This is a genomic window from Micromonospora sp. WMMC264 (assembly GCF_027497275.1).
Taxonomy (GTDB): Bacteria; Actinomycetota; Actinomycetes; order Mycobacteriales; family Micromonosporaceae; genus Micromonospora; species Micromonospora chalcea.
The window spans coordinates 3,357,501-3,374,828 of the sequence record NZ_CP114907.1 but is presented as its reverse complement, the minus strand read 5'-3'; the positions used below and the strand labels follow the sequence as shown (position 1 = coordinate 3,374,828).

Here is a 17,328-nt window from a genome sequence, read left to right as displayed (position 1 = left end):
GGCGAAACCACGCCGGAAACTCGATATGACTGAGAGGCATATTTATTTATGCCTCTCAGTCATATCGCTCGGAAGACATCTCTCGCGCCGGGCGGCCCGGCGGACAGGGCCGGCGCGGGGCCGCCGCCCGCGAGGCGGCTCAGTCGTCGGCCGGCTCGGGCCGGTGGGCGACGAGCACCGGGCAGTGGGAGTGCTGCACCATTGCCTGGCTGACCGAGCCGAGCAGCAGCCCGACGAAGCCGCCCCGGCCCCGGGAGCCGACCACCACGAGCGCCGCGTCGCCGCTGGCCTCGACGAGCGCAGTCTCCGGCGAGGGGGAGGTGACGGACCGCTCCGTCACCCGCAGGCCCGGATGCGCCGACCGGACCCGGTCCGCGGCCTCGGCCAGCAGTCCCGCCGCCTCGGCCCGCTCGGCGGTGGAGGCCTCCGCCGCGACCTCGGGCGCCACCGCGCCGCGTTCCGGCGACCGGACGTGCATCAGCACCAGCTCCGCGTCGCGCCGCTCGGCCTCGTCGGCAGCCAGCTCGATCGCGTACGCGGCCGAGTCGGAGCCGTCCACGCCGACCAGCACCGGCCCGTCCACCGGAATCGGCTGCTCTTCCGGGCGGACGATCAGCACCGGGCAGTGCCCGTGCTGCGCGAGCTGCCCGCTGACCGAGCCGAGCAGCAGGCCGGCGAAACCGCCCACGCCCCGGCTGCCCACCACCACCAGCTCGGCGCGGCGGGACTCCTCGACCATCGTCGCGCCCGGACCGCCGGCCACCTGGCGCACCTGTACCCGCAGGCCCGGGTGCCGCTCGGTCAGGTCGGCGGCGACCGACTCGAGCATCTTCTCCGACTCCGCGGTGGGCGCCGGCACCCCCAGGTCGTACGGGTTGAGCGGCACGCCGTAGCCGAGCGGGTGCAGGTAGCCGTGCACCAGCACCAGCGGCCGGGAACGTGCCACGGCGGTCGCGGCAGCCAGGTCGGCGGCGGCCAGGCTGGACGGCGATCCGTCCACTCCCACCACGACGGGTCGGTTCATCAGGTCTGTTCCCTCCGGTCGGCTCAGGCCATTGTGGCGGTCCCGGCGGCGCCGGGACCGCCGAACCGGGGTCAGCGTTCCCGGCCCCCGCGGTGCCGGACGACGGCCAGCGGGCTGTGGCAGTGGTGCAGCACGGCGTGGCTGACCGAGCCGAGCAGCAGCGAGCCGAGGCTACCCCGCCCGTGCGCGCCGACCACCGTCAGCTGCGCCCCGACGGACTCCTCGACCAGCACCCGGGCCGGCGTGGCGGCGGCGACCAGCTTCGGCCGCACCGTGACCTCCGGGTAGCGCTCGGTCCAGCCGGCGACCGCCTCGGCCAGCACCCGCTGCTCGTCGGCGCGCAACTGCTCCGGCTCGTACGCCAGCGGCAGGACGTCGCCGAACGCCTCGCGGTAGCTCACCGGCTGCGGGTACAGCCAGGTGTGCACCACCACCAGCTCGGCGTCGCGCGCCGCGGCCTCGGCGAACGCGAACCCGACCGCCTCGTCGGACAGCGCGGAGCCGTCCACGCCGACCACCACCGGGCCGTCGGCGCGGGCCTCGCCCCGGGCGACGAGCACCGGGCAGTCCGCGCGGGCGGAGAGCTGCACCGCCGCCGAGCCGACCAGGAGTTCGGCGAAGCCGCCCAGGCCACGGTGGCCCAGCACGAGCAGCGCGGCGTCGCGGCTCTCCCGCAGCAGCACCACGACCGGCCCGCCGTCGACCACCGCGCCGGTCACCGCCAGCTCCGCGTCGACCTTGCGGGCCTCGTCCACCGCCTCCTCGACCAGCTTCTCGGCCTCCTGGCGCAGCTCGATGTCGGGCAGCACCGGGGCGACCATGCCCAGCGGCGTGCCGACCAGCGGCCACAGGAAGGCGTTCACCACCCGCAGCGGCCGGTGCCGCAGCACCGCCTCTCGTGCGGCCAGCCGTACCGCGTCCAGCGCGGACGGGGAGCCGTCCACGCCCACCACGACGGGGGCACCGGTCCTGTCGGTCATCACGTCCTCCTTCGGTTCCCCCTCAGCCTGCGCCGACGGCTCCCACCTGGGCAGAGTCGATCCGCCCGGCACAGCCGGGACCATCGGCCCCTACCGGCCGGGCCGTTCGCGAGGTGGAATGGGAACCAGTGCTCCCTCCTGTCGATCCTGGAGGCGCGATGACCCCGCTGGAGATGCTCCGCGTCCACCCCTTCCTGGCCGGGCTGCCCGACGAGTGGCTGCCCCGGCTCACCGGGTACGCCCGCCCGGTGGTCTGGCACCCCGGGCACCGGCTGTTCCGCGCCGGCGCGCCGGCCGACCGGTTCTGGCTCGTCCGCGGCGGCCAGGTGGCGCTCGACTTCCCGGTGCCGGGCCGCGGCGACGTGGGCATCGAGACGATCGGCCCGGGCGGCGTGCTCGGCTGGTCCTGGCTGTTCCCGCCGTACCGCTGGCAGTTCGGCGCGGTCGCCACCCAGCGCAGCACCGCCGTCGAACTCGACGCCGACGGGGTACGCCGGCTGATGGAGTCCGACGACACGCTCGGCCGCCAGCTCACCAGCCGGTTCATGAGCGTGGTGGTGGACCGCCTCCAGGCGTCCCGGGTCCGGCTGCTGGACCTCTACGGCTACCCGACGGCCGCAGCCAGCTGAACCGGCGCGCGGTCAGGTGACGGTGAGACCCCGGGCGGCGAACTGACCGCGTACCCGGGTCAGCAGGTCGGCATCAGGCGGCTCGGTGTCCGCCAGCGGGAACGTCAGCCCCAGCTCGGCGTACTTGTGCGCACCGAGCCGGTGGAACGGCAGCACCTCCACGCGCTGCAGCGTGGCCAGCCCGGCCGCGATGTCGGCCACCCGCTCCACCTCGTCGACCGCGTCGGTCAGGCCGGGCACCAGCACGTACCGGATCCACATCGGCGTACCCCGGTCGGCCAGCCGTTGCGCGAACCGCAACGTCGGCGCGAGCCGGCCGGTGCCGGTGACCCGGCGGTACGTCTGCGGGTTGCCCGCCTTCACGTCGAGCAGCACCAGGTCGGTGGCGTCCAGAAGCGTGTCGTCGGCGCGGACGCCGAGGAAGCCGGAGGTGTCCAGCGCGGTGTGCAGGCCCAGGTCGACGTGACAGCGCCGCAGCAGCTCCCGGGTGAACGCCGGTTGCAGCAGCGGCTCCCCGCCGCTCACAGTGACGCCGCCCCCGGCCACCTGGATGAACCGGCGGTACCGGCCGGCGAGCGCGACCATCTCGTCCACGCTGCGGCGGCGGCCGCTGCGGCCGTACCAGGTGTCCGGGCTGTGGCAGTAGCGGCAGCGCAGCGGGCAACCGGCCAGGAAGACCACGAACCGGGTGCCCGGCCCGTCCACCCCGACCGAGGTGTCCCAGGAGTGCACAGCGCCGGTGACGCACCCCGGCGCCGCCGCAGTCACCTGCGGCGGCGCGGGCGGGCGGCCGTTCACAGCGACCCGTGGAAGGTCCGCGACACCACGTCGCGCTGCTGCTCCGGCGTGAGCCGCACGAAGTTCACCGCGTACCCGGAGACCCGGACGGTGAGCTGCGGGTACCGCTCCGGGTGCGCCATCGCGTCCAGCAGCGTGTCCCGGTCCAGCACGTTGACGTTGAGGTGGAACCCGCCGGCGTCGGCGTAGCCGTCGAGCACCCCGGCCAGGTTCGCGATCCGCTCGTCGCGGGTGTGGCCCAGGCCGTCCGGCGTGACGGTGCCGGTCAGCGAGATGCCGTCGCGGGCCGCGTCGTACGGCAGCTTCGCCACCGACAGCGCGGACGCGACCAGGCCGTGCGTGTCCCGCCCGTTCATCGGGTTCGCCCCCGGCGCGAACGGCTCACCGGCGCGCCGCCCGTCCGGCGTGTTGCCGGTGTGCTTGCCGTACACCACGTTCGAGGTGATGGTGAGCACCGACATGGTCAGCTCCGCGTCGCGGTACGTGCGCTGCCGGCGCAGCTTCTCCGCGAACGTCTCGACCAGCCACACCGCGATCTCGTCGGCCCGGTCGTCGTCGTTGCCGTACGTCGGGAACTCGCCCTCGACCGCGTAGTCGACCGCCAGCCCGGACTCGTCGCGCAGCACCTTGACCCGGCCGTACCGGATGGCCGACAGGCTGTCCACGGCGACCGACAGGCCGGCGATGCCGGTGGCCATGAAGCGGCGCACCGGGTGGTCGTGCAGCGCCATCTCCAGCCGCTCGTAGGCGTACCTGTCGTGCTGGTGGTGGATCACGTTCAGCGCGTCCACGTACGTCTGCGCCAGCCAGTCCAGCGTGCGGTCGTACGCGGCCAGCACCTCGTCGTAGTCGAGCGTCTCGCCGCCGCCCGGCGCGGCCGGCGGGGCGACCTGCGCGCCGGACAGCTCGTCGCGGCCGCCGTTGATCGCGTACAGCAGCGCCTTCGCCAGGTTCGCCCGGGCGCCGAAGAACTGCATGTCCCGGCCGACCCGCATGGCCGACACGCAGCAGGCGATCGCGGTGTCGTCGTCGTACGCCGGGCGGATCAGCTCGTCGTTCTCGTACTGGATGGCGCTGGTGTCCAGCGACACCTGGGCGCAGAACCGCTTGAACCCCTCGGGCAGCCGCGGCGACCAGAGCACCGTCAGGTTCGGCTCCGGCGCCGGGCCGAGGTTGTACAGCGTCTGCAGGTAGCGGAACGTGGTGCGGGTGACCAGCGGCCGGCCGTCCGCGCCCATCCCGCCGAGCGACTCCGTGACCCAGGTCGGGTCGCCGGAGAAGAGCTGGTCGTACTCGGGGGTGCGCAGGAAGCGGATGATCCGCAGCTTGATCACGAAGTCGTCGATCAGCTCCTGCGCGCCGCTCTCGTCCAGCCGCCCCTCGGCGATGTCCCGCCGCAGGTAGGCGTCGAGGAACCCGGCGGTGCGGCCGAGCGACATGGCGGCGCCGTTCTGCTCCTTCGTGGCGGCCAGGTAGGCGAAGTAGAGCCACTGGATCGCCTGCGCGCCGGTGACGGCCGGGCGGGAGATGTCGAAGCCGTACGAGGCGGCCATCTCCTTCAGCTCGCCGAGCGCGCGGATCTGCTCGGCCAGTTCCTCCCGGTCGCGGATCACGTCGTCGGTGCTGCGCCGGTCGTCCAGCGCCGCCTTGAGCGCGCGGCGCTCCTCGATCAGCCGGTCCACGCCGTACAGCGCGACCCGGCGGTAGTCGCCGATGATCCGCCCGCGTCCGTACGCGTCGGGCAGGCCGGTGATGACGTGCGAGCGCCGGGCCGCGAGCACGGTCTCCGGGTACGCGTCGAACACCGCGTCGTTGTGCGTGCGGCGGTACCGGGTGAAGATCTCGTGCACGCGCGGGTCCGGCTCACGCCCGTACGCGCGCAGCGCCGTCTCCACCATCCGCAGCCCGCCGGCCGGCATGATCGCCCGCCGCAGCGGCGCGTCGGTCTGCAACCCGACGATCAGCTCCCGCTCCCGGTCGATGTACCCGGGGGCGTGCGAGGTGATCGTCGACGGGGTGGCCGCGTCGACGTCGTACACGCCGCGGCGCCGCTCCTCCGGGAACATGTCCCGCAGCCGGTCCCACACCGCCAGCGTGCGCGGCGTCGGCCCGGTCAGGAACGAGGCGTCCCCGGTGTACGGCTCGTGGTTGTGGCGGACGAAGTCGGCCACGTCGACTGTCTCCTGCCACGCGCCGGCGTGGAATCCGCGCCAGGGGGCCAGGGGTTCGGTGGCGGTCATGTCGGTCCCTCTCCGGGCGTCGGCGGCCCGGTCCCCGCGGGTGCGGGGACCGGGGGCGGGGGTCAGGGCTGGAGCACGAGCCGGGCGGCGACCCGGCCGGCGAGGACGTCGTCCACCGCGTCGTTGATGTCGTCCAGCTTGCGGGTCTCGTAGACGACCCGGGTGCGGCCGGCGGCGTGCAGCGCGAAGACCTCGGCCAGGTCGGCGCGGGTGCCGACGATCGAGCCGAGCACCGTGATGCCCTTGAGCACCGTCTCGAAGACGGGCAGGGTGACCGCGTTGTCGGCGGGCAGCGACACCAGCACCAGACGGCCGCCGCGGCGCAGCGAGCGGTGCGCCTGCTCGATCACCCGGGGGCTGGCGGCCAGCACGATCGCCACGTCCACGCCGCCCAGCGCGGTGATCCGCTCGACCGGGTCGGTGGTGGCGGCGTCGACAGTGTGCGCGGCGCCCAGCGACGTGGCCAGCTCCAGCTTCTCGGCGGTCACGTCCACCGCGACCGTCTCGGCGCCGAAGATCTGCGCGTACTGCTGGGCGAGGTGACCCAGACCGCCGATGCCGAAGATCGCGACCCGCTCGCCCGGCCGTACCCCGGCGACCTTGACGGCCTTGTACGTGGTGACGCCCGCGCAGGTCAGCGGCGCGGCCTCGAACGGGTCCACGCCGTCGGGCACGCGGACCGCGTAGCGGGCCGAGGCCACCGCGTACTCGGCGTGCGCGCCGTCGATGCTGTAACCGGTGTTGCGCTGCGACTCGCACAGCGTCTCCCAGCCGGTCACGCAGTACGCGCAGGTGCCGCAGGCCCAGCCGAGCCAGGGCAGCGCGACCCGGTCGCCGACGGCGTGCTCGGTGACGCCGGGGCCGACCTGCTCGACCAGGCCGACGCCCTCGTGACCGGGTACGAACGGCGGGGTGGGCTTCACCGGCCACTCGCCGCGGGCTGCGTGGATGTCGGTGTGGCAGAGTCCGCTGGCTTCGACGCGGACCAGGATCTCGCCCGGGCCGACCTCCGGCACGGGACGCTCGGTGATCTCCATCGGACGGTCGAACGCGGTGACGACACTGGCGCGCATCGGGGGCCTCCCTCGGTCTCGTTCTCACCCTCAGCGTCGTCGGTCCGGGCGCCGCCGGGCAGGGGCGCAGGACCGCGGTGACCCGGGACCAACGGCCCCTCCGCCGAGAGCCGACGGGAGAACGGCGGTACGGCCGCCGGTGACGTACCGGCGGCCGTACCCCTGGGTGCTCAGCTGTCGACGACCAGGCGGCGGGCCCGCAGCACGCGCGCCCACCATGGCCGGTCGTCCGGGCGCAGCCGGGGCGCCGGCAGGCCGCGCAGGCTGACCCAGCCGCCCGGCCCCATGGTGACGGTGCCGACCGACGGCGGACGGCGCCGCGACCACACCGCCACGGCGGCGGTGAGCGCGGCCACCGCGAACGCGCCGGTGGCCGCGGCGACGAGCTGGTCCGGTTCGACCACGCGCCGGTAGCGGACCCGGCCGCCGGCCGCGACGAACACGCCGACCGGACGGCCGTCGCGGTGCACCGGCACCAGCGCGGCGTCCCCGGGCAGCTCCAGCACCGGGCCGACCGGCCCGGCCGGGGTGGGGGTGGGCGTCGTGGGCGGAGTCGCGGCCTGCGGTGGCGCCGGGCGGGGGACCGGCGCGACCGCCGGACCGGTCGGGTTGAAGATGGCGGTCATGACGCTGCCCTCCTAGCGGGAGTCGGACTTCTCGGTACGGGCCTCGACGGCGGCCCGGCCGGCGGCCAGCCGCGCCACCGGCACCCGGTACGGCGAGCAGGAGACGTAGTCGAGCCCGGCCGCGGCGAAGAACCCGATCGAGTCCGGGTCGCCGCCGTGCTCGCCGCACACCCCGACGGTCAGGTCCGGCCGGGCCGCCCGCCCCTCGGCGACGGCGAGGCGGACCAGCCGGCCCACGCCGGTGGCGTCGATGCTCTCGAACGGCGACACCGGGAAGATCCCCCGTTCCAGGTACGTGGAGAAGAACGCCCCCTCCACGTCGTCCCGGGAGAACGCCCAGGTCATCTGCGTCAGGTCGTTGGTGCCGAAGGAGAAGAAGCGCGCCTCGGCGGCGATGTCCCCGGCGGTCAGCGCCGCCCGGGGCGTCTCGATCATGGTGCCGATCGGGATCTCCGGCGCGTCCGGCACCCCGGCCAGCACCCGCCGCGCCTCGTCCGCCACCGCGGCGAGTTCCCGCACGTCCCCTACCAGCGGCACCATGATCTCCGGGCGCGGGTCACCGCCGGCCCGGACCCGCTGCGCGGCCGCCTCGGCCAGCGCCCGCACCTGCATCGCGAACAGACCCGGCACCACCAGCCCGAGCCGCACGCCGCGCAGCCCCAGCATCGGGTTCGTCTCGTGCATCCGCCGTACCGCCGCCAGCAGCACGCCGTCGTGGCCCGGTTCCTCGCCGCGCGCCTGCGCGCCCGCCACCCGGGCGGTCAGCTCGGCCAGCGGAGGCAGGAACTCGTGCAGCGGCGGGTCGAGCAGCCGCACCGTGACCGGAAGCCCGTCCATCGCGGTGAGCAGCCCGACGAAGTCGGCCCGCTGCAACGGCAGCAGCGCGTCCAGCGCCGCGCCGACCTCGGCCGGGCCGTCGGCCAGGATCAGCCGCTCGACCAGTTCCCGGCGCTCGCCGAGGAACATGTGCTCGGTGCGGCACAGACCGATCCCTTCGGCGCCCAGCTCACGGGCCCGGCGCGCGTCGTCCGGGGTGTCGGCGTTGGCGTGGACGCCGAGCGTGCGTACCGCGTCGGCGTGCCCGAGCAGCCGGTGCACGGCGGCGACCAGCGGGTCGGCCTCCGGCCGCAGCTCACCGGTCAGGTACCGGGCCACCGGGGACGGCTGCACCGGCACCTCGCCGCGCCAGATCCGCCCACTGGTGCCGTCGATCGAGATCACCTCGCCGGCGCGCACCACCTGCTCGCCCACCGTGAACTCGCCGCGCTCCACGTCGATGGTCAGCGCCTCGGCCCCGCAGACGCAGGTCCGGCCCATGCCGCGGGCCACCACGGCGGCGTGCGACGTCTTCCCACCGCGCGAGGTGAGCACCCCGGCCGCGGCGATCATGCCGGGCAGGTCGTCCGGGTTGGTCTCCGGCCGGACCAGGATCACCGGCCCGGTGGACGCCGCCGCGGCGGCCGAGTCGAAGACCACCCGCCCGACCGCGGCGCCGGGGGAGGCGCCGACGCCGACGGCGAGCGGCTCGGGCGCGCCGGCGGCGTCGAAGGCCGGGAACATCAGCTGGGCGAGCTGCGCGCCGGTGACCCGGGTGAGCGCCTCGTCGGCGGTGATCAGCCCTTCCTCGGCCAGCTGCGCGGCGATCACGAACGCCGCCGCCGCGGTGCGCTTGCCGACCCGGGTCTGGAGCATCCACAGCTTCCCGCGTTCGATGGTGAACTCGACGTCGCACAGGTCGCGGTAGTGCCGCTCCAGCGTCGCCATGATCTCCCGCAGCCGGTGGAAGCTCACCGGGTCGAGGTTCGCCAGCTCGGTCAGCGGCACCGTGTTGCGGATGCCCGCCACCACGTCCTCGCCCTGCGCGTCGCTCAGGTAGTCGCCGTACACGCCGGGTGCGCCGGTGGCCGGATCACGGGTGAACGCCACCCCGGTGCCGGAGTCCGGGCCGAGGTTGCCGAACACCATCGCCATCACGTTGACGGCGGTGCCCAGGTCGTCCGGGATGCGCTCCTGCCGCCGGTAGATCCGGGCCCGCTCCGAGTGCCAGGACTCGAACACCGCGCGCACGGCCAGGAACAGCTGCTCGTGCGGGGCCTGCGGGAAGTCGTGCCCGACGTGCCGGGCGAAGATCTTCTTGTACGTGTCGACCAGGTCGCGCAGCTGCCCGGCGCCCGGCCCGCCCGGACCGGCGGTGGCCCGCAGCGCGGCCAGCTCGTGCTCGAACTCGTCGCCCGGAATGCCGTGCACGGTGCGGCCGAACATCTGGATCAGCCGCCGGTACGAGTCCCACGCGAACCGCTCGTCGCCGGTGCGGGCGGCCAGCCCCGCCACGGTGGTGTCGTTGAGCCCGATGTCGAGGATCGTCTCCATCATCCCCGGCATCGAGTACCGCCCGCCGGAGCGCACCGCCAGCAGCAGCGGGTCACGCGGGTCACCCAGCCACCGGTCCAGCCGCGCCTCCACCTCCCGCAGGTGCGCGTTTATCTCCTCGTACAGCCCGGCCGGCGGCGCCCCGGTGGCCAGGTACGCCCGGCACGCGTCGGTGGTGACGGTGAACCCGGGCGGCACCGGCAACCCGAGACGGGTCATCTCGGCGAGGTTGGCGCCCTTGCCGCCGAGCAGGTCGGCCTGGCTGCGGTCACCCTCGATGAAGTCGTAGACGTACTTCGACATGGTCCGGCCTCCTCGACTGCGTCGTTGCACCTCCTTGGTAACCGGGCCGGCCGGCCGTGCGGCAGGGCCGGACGGGACACACACCGGGCCGGAGGTCCCGACCGTGTCGGAGGGGGCCCGTATCGTTCCGGCCGTGACAAACGAGGTGCTGCTCCGCCCGGTGCGCGACGACGACCTGCCCGCCTTCTTCGCCCACGAGCAGGACCCGCAGGCGAACTGGATGGCCGCGTTCGGCCCGAAGGACCCGTCCGACCGGGCCGCGTTCGAGGCGCACTGGGCGCGCATCCGCGCCGACGCGCGCATCGTGAACCGCGCGGTCACCGTCGACGGCCGGCTGGTCGGGCGGGTGGCGGCGTTCCCGGTCGGCGAGCAGACCGAGGTCAGCTACTGGATCGACGCGGCGTACTGGGGGCGCGGCCACGCCACCGCGGCGCTGCGCGCGCTGCTGCGCGAGGTGCCGCACCGGCCGCTGCACGCCCGCGCCGCGAAGGACAACGCCGCCTCGCTCGCGGTGCTGCGCAAGTGCGGCTTCGTCGTGGTCGGCGAGGACTCCGGGTACGCCCCGGCGCGCGGCGCCGAGGTCGAGGAGTACGTGCTGGAGCTGCCCGCCGAGGGGCCTGACCAGGCAGACCGCTAGTCTCCCCGGGTGAACTGGCTGGAACTCGTCGGCTGGGCCGGCTCCGCGCTGCTGGTCTGGTCCCTGCTGCAGACCCGGATCCTGCGGCTGCGTGCGCTCAACCTGGTCGGCTGCCTCATCCTGATCGGCTACAACACCGCAGTGCAGGTGTGGCCGATGGTGGGGCTGAACGTGGTGCTCGCCGTGATCAACGTCTGGTACCTGCGCAAGCTGCTGGCCACCCGGCACGACGAGCAGACCTACCAGGTGGTCGAGGTGGGCACCGGCGACGCCTTCCTGGCGCACACGCTGCGGGTGCACGCCGCCGACATCGCCCGCTTCAACCCGGGCTTCCGCTGGGACGCCGACGCCGACGACCGCTCGGCGTTCCTGGTGGTACGCGCCGACGAGGTGGTCGGCGTGATGCTCTCGCACGCCGAACCGGGCGGCGTGGCCCAGATCGACCTGGACTACGTGACCCCGCCGTTCCGGGACTTCACCCCGGGCGAGTTCGTCTACCGGCGCAGCCGGCTGTTCACCGACCGGGGCTTCCGCCGCGTGGTCAGCCCGCCCGGCATGGTCGCCCCCTACTACCACCGGCTCGGATTCCGGCCCGAGGGCGGCGCGTACGTGCTCGACCTGCCCGTACCGGCCTGAGCCCCGGCCCCCGGCGGGTGACACCGGGGCCGGTCATGATTCAGCGGCGGGCCCGCGGGGCACAGAGGGGCCACGCCGACCGGATCTGCCGGCCGGCGGGTCGGCCGTCGGCCGGCCCGGATCGGGTCGAGGGAGATAACCGGTCGTGCAGAGCTACTGGAGCCAGCTGGCCCTGGTCGGTGTGCTGGTGATCCTCAACGCGGCGTTCGCCGGCAGCGAGATGGCCCTGGTGTCCCTGCGGGACAGCCAGGTGCAGCGGCTGGAGCGCAGCGGCCGGGGCGGACGGACACTGGCCCGCCTGGCGAAGGATCCGAACCGGTTCCTGGCCACGATCCAGATCGGCATCACGCTCGCCGGGTTCCTCGCGTCCGCCGCCGCCGCGGTCTCGCTGGCCCGGCCGCTGGTGCCGCTGCTCAGCGTGTTCGGCAACGCCGCCGAGACCGTCGCCATCGTCGCGGTGACGCTGGTGCTCACGTTCGTCACGCTGGTCTTCGGCGAGCTGGCCCCGAAGCGGATCGCGATGCAGTCGGCCGAGCGGTGGGCGCTGCTGGTGGCCCGCCCGCTGGACCTGCTCTCCAGCATCACCCGGCCCGCCGTCTGGCTGCTGGGCGCCACCACCGACCTGGTGGTACGCCTGTTCGGCCTGGACCCGAAGGCCGAGCCGGACGAGATCGGCCCGGACGAGCTGCGCGACATCGTGGCCGGCAACCACGGCTTCACCAAGGAACAGCGCACGATCATCGCCGGTGCGGTGGAGATCGCGGACCGGCAGTTGCGGGCTGTGCTCGTACCCCGGTTGCAGGTCTTCACGCTCGACAGCGGCACCACCGCGGAGGCCGCGCGGCTGGTCCTGGCGGCGACCGGCCACTCCCGGGCGCCGGTGGTCCGCCACGGCGGCCTGGACGACGCGGTCGGCGTCATCCACCTGCGTGACCTGGTCGGCGTCTCCGACGACCGGCCGGTCGACGAGATCGCCCGCCCGCCCATGCTGCTGCCCGACTCGCTGCCGGTGGTCGACGCGCTGCGCCAGTTCAAGGCCGAACGCCAGCACATCGCGCTCGTGGTCGACGAGCGCGGCGCGGTCGACGGGATCGTCACGCTGGAGGACATCCTCGAGGAGATCGTCGGCGAGATCTACGACGAGACCGACCGCGACCTGCGTTCCGTGCGCACCGAGCCGGACGGCACGCTGGTGCTGCCCGGCACGTTCCCGGTGCACGACCTGACCGACCTGGGCGTGGAGCTGCCGAACCGGCCGGCGGGCGACTACACCACCGTCGCCGGGCTGGTGCTGATCTGCCTCGGGCACATTCCGACGGTGGCGGGGGAGCAGGTCACCGTCGACGGCTGGGAGCTGGCGGTGGCCGACGTCGACCAGCGGGCCATCACCGAGGTGCGTGTCCGCCGGCGCGGCCGCGGCGACGACTCCCCGGACGACGACGCCGCGGACGACGCCGGCGAGCCGGCCGACGCCCCGGAACTCGACGAGGCGCGCCGCTGACGGACGGCGTCCGGCAACTCGGCCCTCAGCGGCGTCCGGCCGGCGGGCCGAACGGGAAGCCGGGCACCGGCGGAAGCAGCTGCACCGCGTCGGCGGGCACCTGACGGGTGCTGCGCCCGACCAGCCGGGCCACCATCCGCAGCAGCCACGGCCCGGACGGGTGCAGCTCCGGGCCGATCAGGCGGCTGATCACCCGGGTCCACCAGTGCCCGGCGACGATCACGTCGGTGATCCGCAGCCGGTCCGGCGGCCACCCGCCGCGCACCACCACGTCCACCACCCGGCCCAGCCGCCGCCCGTGCAGGTCGTAGGCGGTACGGCCGAGCAGCTCACCCGCTCGCACGGCCGGACCCGGGAATGTGCTCGATCAGGTGCCGGCGCAGCCACGCCTCCACCGGCGACGGCGGCAGGTCCGCCGCCCGGCAGCGCAGCCGCACCGCGCTGTCCACGTGGGCGACCTGCGACAGCGGTACGCGCAACGGCGGCACCGGCGGGTCGTCGGTGAACCGGTCCGCCACCGCCACGAGCAGCCGACCGACCCGCCCGCCGATCCGCTCCCCGAGCGCCCCCTGCCCGGTGAGCAGGCTGTCCACGTACGGGAAGCCCTCGTCGTCGACTGCGAACGCGATGTCGTCGACCCGCCCGACCAGCCGCCCGTCCACGTCGACGATCTGCCGGTCGAGCAGCCGCTTGGCCAGCTGAACCCTCATGGACCCATCCCCGTCATGATCGCCAGTGGGATCGCGGCCACCGACGCCGCGACGATGAGCAGCAGGAACACCGCGCCGAGCAGGTTCATCCAGCGCCCGTTGACCCGGTCGCCGAGGTACCCCCTGTCGTTCGCGACCACCAGGATCGGCAGGTACGTCAGCGGCAGCACCACAGCGCTCAGCACCAGCATGTACTCGGTCAGCCGCACCGGGTCCACGGTCGTCATCAGCATCACCACGCCGAGCAGCAGACCGACCAGCAGGACGCTGTGGAACCGGGCCGCCTCCCGGGGGCGGACACGCTTGCCCCACTGCCAGCCGAAGTACTGCGCCGCCGCGTACGCCGCCGACAGGCCCGTCTCCAGCGCCGCGCCGAACGTCACCGCGAAGAACGCCAGCACGGCGGTGGCCAGGCCGGCGCCACCGAGCGCCGTGGCCACCGGCCGCGCCACCTCGTCGAGCGTACTGAGCGACACCCCGGACGGGTGGTAGGCCACCGTCGCCACGGCGACCAGCGAAAACGCCAGGAACCCACCCACCGGAAAGCCGATCAGCACGTTCGACCGGGCCCGCGCCAGGTCCGCCGCGCTCCAGCGCTCCTCGACGCCGCCGGAGGAGAAGAAGAACACCTCGTACGGGCTCACCGTCGAGGCGAACAGCGCCACCGCCACGAACCAGTACAGCGGCCAGCCGTGCCCGGCCGCGCTGATCTGCCACGCGCCCTGCCCGAGTTCCGGCCAGTCGGTCGGCAGCGCCACCAGCGCGACCGCGAACACCAGCAGCGCCAGCCCGGCGAGGCCGAAGATCCGCTCCATCAGCTCGAAGCGCAGCCGCCACAGCACCAGCCAGACGGCCAGCGCGGCGAGCGGCACCCAGAACAGGTGACTCACCCGGGTGGCCAGTTGCAGCGCCAGCGCCACCCCGCCCAGCTCCGCGGCGAGCGTGACCACAGTGACCAGCCACGACGCGACCAGGTTGAGCAGCGCCACCCGCGGCCCGAGCCGCTCCCGGACCAGGTCGAAGACCGCCCGCCCGCTCACCGCCGCGATCCGGCCGGCCATTTCCGCGTACGCGCAGATGCCGACCACGCCGGCCAGCAGCACCCAGGTGTGGGCCATGCCGAACAGCGCGCCGGCCTGACTGGCCGCCACCAGGTCACCGATGTCGACGAAGCCGCCGACGGCCGACAGCACGCCGAGCGTGGCGGCGAACAGCTTCCTCACGTCGGTTCGGGAGCGGACGATCTCACCGAGGCGACGATATCGGCGTCAGTGCCCGGTTTCGGGCGAATGCGTCAGGAGGCGGTCAGGTTTTGCAGGCGCACCTGGCCGCGGGCCACCAGCCGGCCGTCCGCGTCGGTGATCTCCACGAGCCAGAGCTGCTGGCTGCGGCCCCGGTGCACGGGCGTGCCGACGGCGGTCAGCTCGCCGTCGCGCACCGCGCGCAGGAAGTCGGTCTGGTTCGACACCCCGACCACGTTGCCCTTGTCGCCCAGCCAGAGCGCGCCGCCGATGCTGGCCGCCGTCTCGACCACCGAGCAGTAGACGCCACCGTGCTGGATCCCGTACGGCTGGTGCAGCTCCGGGCGCACCTTCCACCGGATCACCACCCGGTCCCCGCTGACCTCGTCGAACGTCAGGCCCAGCAGGGCCACGAAGCCACCGGTCAGGTTCGGCATGTCCACCGCGGTTCCTCCTCGCGTTCGACGGCGCCGCCAGCCTAGTCGGCCGCACCTCGGCAAACCCGGTACGGCCCGGGTCCGGTAATGGGGGAGAATCGGTGACCGTGACCGACAGCAACCTCCCGCAGGGGCGGGACTCCCTGACCGACGACCTGCTGTGGCGGGGCCTGATCCAGGACTCGACCGGCCTCGACGAGCTGCGCGACCTGCTCGGGGGCGGGCAGGCCACGTTCTATGTGGGCTTCGACCCGACCGCCCCGAGCCTGCACGTCGGCCACCTCATGCAGGTCCTCACCGCGCGCCGGCTCCAGCTCGCCGGGCACCGTCCGCTGCTGCTGGTCGGCGGCGCCACCGGCCAGATCGGTGACCCGAAGGAGAGCGCCGAGCGGACGCTCAACTCGCCCGACGTGGTCGCCGGCTGGGTGGAGCGCATCCGCGAGCAGCTCTCGCCGTTCGTCACGTACACCGGGGAGAACGCGGCGCAACTGGTCAACAACCTGGACTGGACCGGCGAGATGTCGGTGGTGGAGTTCCTCCGCGACGTCGGCAAGCACTTCCCGGTGAACAAGATGCTCGCCCGTGAGGTGGTCAGGGCGCGCCTGGAGACGGGCATCAGCTTCACCGAGTTCAGCTACCAGCTGCTGCAGGCCAACGACTTCTTCGAGCTGCACCGCCGGCACGGCTGCCAGCTCCAGTACGGCGGCTCCGACCAGTGGGGCAACATCACCGCAGGGGTGGACTACGTTCGCCGGCGCGGCGCCGGGCCGGTGCAGGCGTTCACCACCCCGCTGGTGACGAAGTCCGACGGCACCAAGTTCGGCAAGAGCGAGTCCGGCGCGATCTGGCTCGACCCGCAGATGACCAGCCCGTACGCGTTCTACCAGTTCTGGGTCAACGCCGACGACCGGGACGTCAGCCGCTACCTGCGGTACTTCAGCTTCCGCTCCCGTGAGGAGCTGGAGGAGCTGGAGAAGGCGACCGCGGAACGCCCGCAGGCGCGCCTGGCCCAGCGGGCGCTCGCCGAGGAGCTGACCACGCTGGTGCACGGCGAGCGGGAGACGGCCCAGGCGGTCGCGGCGAGCCAGGCGCTGTTCGGGCGGGGCTCGCTCGACGAGCTGGCCCCGGAGACGCTGCGCGCCGCGCTGACCGAGGCCGGCCTGGTGCGCCTCGACGAGCTGCCGGACGTCGCCGGCCTGCTCAAGGAGTCCGGCCTGGTGCCGAGCATGAAGGAGGCTCGCCGGGTGATCGCCGAGGGTGGCGCGTACGTGAACAACACCCGGATCTCCGAGGTGGACGCCACCGTGTCGGCGGACGACCTGCTGCACGGCCGGTACCTCGTGCTGCGCCGGGGCAAGCGCTCGTTCGCCGGTGTCGAGCTGCGCGGATAGTCCGTTGTCGACAATGTGACGCGGGACGCGCCCAGCGGATTTGACGATCACTCCGCTGGGCGCGTAACTTTCTCTCTGCCAGCGCGGAACGGACGAAACAGGCGAAAGACCTGGAAGGCCGGAGCGCAGGACCTGAGAACCGGGTGGTGCCCCGGATTCGCCGGGAGGCGGATTTGGCGAGGCGGAACCGACCGGGTAAGGTTATCGGCCGGCAGGGAAACGGACGAGCCAGCGGGAAACCGCGGGCGGCCGGCCTGCCGAATTCCTCGGAACGACCGACGGAAGTCGGTTGAATCGGGGTGCCCGGTAAAAAGGTGATGCACGACAAACCGGTTGACACCGGTTTGACACGGCAGAAACCACCGGGTAACGTAGTAAAAGTGCCCGGCGCGAGAGCGGCGGGTGGTTGAACGAAATGCCCCGGCTGGGGGTTCTGCTGATGCGGGGCCTGGTGGTTGGTGTGTGGTTGTTCTTTGAGAACTCAACAGGGTGCTTGTAAAGCCAGTGCCAATTGTTTTATACCCCGGACTGGTGGCTATTCTTTGGAATGGTTGCTGGTTGGGATTCCTTTGGCAACACTTTTGTTGCCAGGATGCTGTTCGACAAAGTTTTTGTTGGAGAGTTTGATCCTGGCTCAGGACGAACGCTGGCGGCGTGCTTAACACATGCAAGTCGAGCGGAAAGGCCCTTCGGGGTACTCGAGCGGCGAACGGGTGAGTAACACGTGAGCAA

16 protein-coding genes and 1 rRNA gene (1 of these 17 cut by a window edge) are annotated in these 17,328 nt (G+C 73.3%); 6 read left to right on the top strand and 11 right to left on the bottom strand.

Features of this window, described 5'->3' with window-relative positions:
- Positions 1 to 139: 139 nt before the first annotated feature.
- On the bottom strand, positions 140 to 1,024 hold the full coding sequence (locus O7542_RS14300; protein ID WP_281606430.1) for a universal stress protein: 885 nt from the start codon (positions 1,022 to 1,024) through the stop codon (positions 140 to 142).
- 71 nt (positions 1,025 to 1,095) lie between these two features.
- Positions 1,096 to 2,004: a universal stress protein gene (locus O7542_RS14295; RefSeq protein ID WP_281606429.1), complete on the bottom strand. Its 909-nt coding sequence runs from the start codon at positions 2,002 to 2,004 to the stop codon at positions 1,096 to 1,098.
- 158 nt (positions 2,005 to 2,162) lie between these two features.
- Between O7542_RS14295 and O7542_RS14290 the strand changes: the two genes are divergently transcribed.
- Positions 2,163 to 2,633, top strand: coding sequence for a cyclic nucleotide-binding domain-containing protein (locus O7542_RS14290; protein ID WP_043324912.1), 471 nt, complete (start codon positions 2,163 to 2,165; stop codon positions 2,631 to 2,633).
- Between the two features lie 12 nt (positions 2,634 to 2,645).
- On the opposite strand, the gene pflA is transcribed toward O7542_RS14290, so the two are convergent.
- From pflA to ppdK, 5 genes are all read right to left on the bottom strand, one after another.
- Positions 2,646 to 3,431 carry a pyruvate formate-lyase-activating protein gene (pflA, locus tag O7542_RS14285; protein WP_051611069.1) on the bottom strand — a complete coding sequence of 262 codons (786 nt, stop codon included), beginning with the start codon at positions 3,429 to 3,431 and terminating at the stop codon, positions 2,646 to 2,648.
- Entirely contained in the window at positions 3,428 to 5,671 is a 2,244-nt protein-coding gene (gene pflB, locus O7542_RS14280; RefSeq protein ID WP_281606428.1) for a formate C-acetyltransferase, read from the bottom strand. Before pflB ends, pflA begins: the two co-directional genes overlap by 4 nt.
- A gap of 62 nt (positions 5,672 to 5,733) precedes the next feature.
- The gene (gene adhP / locus O7542_RS14275) at positions 5,734 to 6,744 is read right to left on the bottom strand and encodes an alcohol dehydrogenase AdhP (RefSeq protein WP_281606427.1); all 1,011 of its coding nucleotides are present in this window, start codon (positions 6,742 to 6,744) and stop codon (positions 5,734 to 5,736) included.
- A gap of 170 nt (positions 6,745 to 6,914) precedes the next feature.
- Entirely contained in the window at positions 6,915 to 7,370 is a 456-nt protein-coding gene (locus tag O7542_RS14270; RefSeq protein ID WP_281606426.1) for a hypothetical protein, read from the bottom strand.
- Between the two features lie 12 nt (positions 7,371 to 7,382).
- A complete protein-coding gene (gene ppdK / locus O7542_RS14265) occupies positions 7,383 to 10,043 on the bottom strand; it encodes a pyruvate, phosphate dikinase (RefSeq protein WP_281606425.1) in 2,661 nt (886 codons plus the stop codon).
- A 133-nt stretch (positions 10,044 to 10,176) separates the two neighbouring features.
- Here ppdK and O7542_RS14260 point away from each other — a divergent pair, with 133 nt between their 5' ends.
- The 3 genes from O7542_RS14260 to O7542_RS14250 all read left to right on the top strand — a co-directional run bounded on the left by O7542_RS14260 (position 10,177) and on the right by O7542_RS14250 (position 12,817).
- Positions 10,177 to 10,680, top strand: coding sequence for a GNAT family N-acetyltransferase (locus tag O7542_RS14260; RefSeq protein ID WP_113973125.1), 504 nt, complete (start codon positions 10,177 to 10,179; stop codon positions 10,678 to 10,680).
- A 9-nt stretch (positions 10,681 to 10,689) separates the two neighbouring features.
- Positions 10,690 to 11,316, top strand: coding sequence for a hypothetical protein (locus O7542_RS14255; protein WP_043324908.1), 627 nt, complete (start codon positions 10,690 to 10,692; stop codon positions 11,314 to 11,316).
- A 145-nt stretch (positions 11,317 to 11,461) separates the two neighbouring features.
- Positions 11,462 to 12,817, top strand: coding sequence for a hemolysin family protein (locus O7542_RS14250; protein WP_043324907.1), 1,356 nt, complete (start codon positions 11,462 to 11,464; stop codon positions 12,815 to 12,817).
- A gap of 25 nt (positions 12,818 to 12,842) precedes the next feature.
- Here O7542_RS14250 and O7542_RS14245 read toward each other — a convergent pair whose 3' ends face one another.
- The 4 genes from O7542_RS14245 to O7542_RS14230 form a co-directional block, all read right to left on the bottom strand.
- The gene (locus O7542_RS14245) at positions 12,843 to 13,160 is read right to left on the bottom strand and encodes a PRC-barrel domain containing protein (protein WP_210887273.1); all 318 of its coding nucleotides are present in this window, start codon (positions 13,158 to 13,160) and stop codon (positions 12,843 to 12,845) included.
- On the bottom strand, positions 13,147 to 13,527 hold the full coding sequence (locus tag O7542_RS14240; protein ID WP_043324905.1) for a hypothetical protein: 381 nt from the start codon (positions 13,525 to 13,527) through the stop codon (positions 13,147 to 13,149). The genes O7542_RS14245 and O7542_RS14240 overlap by 14 nt, the downstream gene beginning before the upstream one ends.
- Complete coding sequence (locus tag O7542_RS14235; RefSeq protein WP_274478078.1) at positions 13,524 to 14,750, bottom strand: divalent metal cation transporter; 1,227 nt, start codon at positions 14,748 to 14,750, stop codon at positions 13,524 to 13,526. Before O7542_RS14235 ends, O7542_RS14240 begins: the two co-directional genes overlap by 4 nt.
- A 71-nt stretch (positions 14,751 to 14,821) precedes the next feature.
- Positions 14,822 to 15,205 carry a PaaI family thioesterase gene (locus O7542_RS14230; RefSeq protein WP_176722761.1) on the bottom strand — a complete coding sequence of 128 codons (384 nt, stop codon included), beginning with the start codon at positions 15,203 to 15,205 and terminating at the stop codon, positions 14,822 to 14,824.
- A gap of 107 nt (positions 15,206 to 15,312) precedes the next feature.
- Between O7542_RS14230 and tyrS the strand changes: the two genes are divergently transcribed.
- Both tyrS and O7542_RS14220 read left to right on the top strand, forming a co-directional pair.
- Positions 15,313 to 16,596 (top strand): tyrosine--tRNA ligase, encoded by a 1,284-nt coding sequence (tyrS, locus tag O7542_RS14225; protein WP_104114322.1) that lies wholly within the window; start codon positions 15,313 to 15,315, stop codon positions 16,594 to 16,596.
- A 611-nt stretch (positions 16,597 to 17,207) separates the two neighbouring features.
- Positions 17,208 to 17,328 (top strand): 16S ribosomal RNA (locus tag O7542_RS14220); it runs 1,394 nt beyond the window's last position.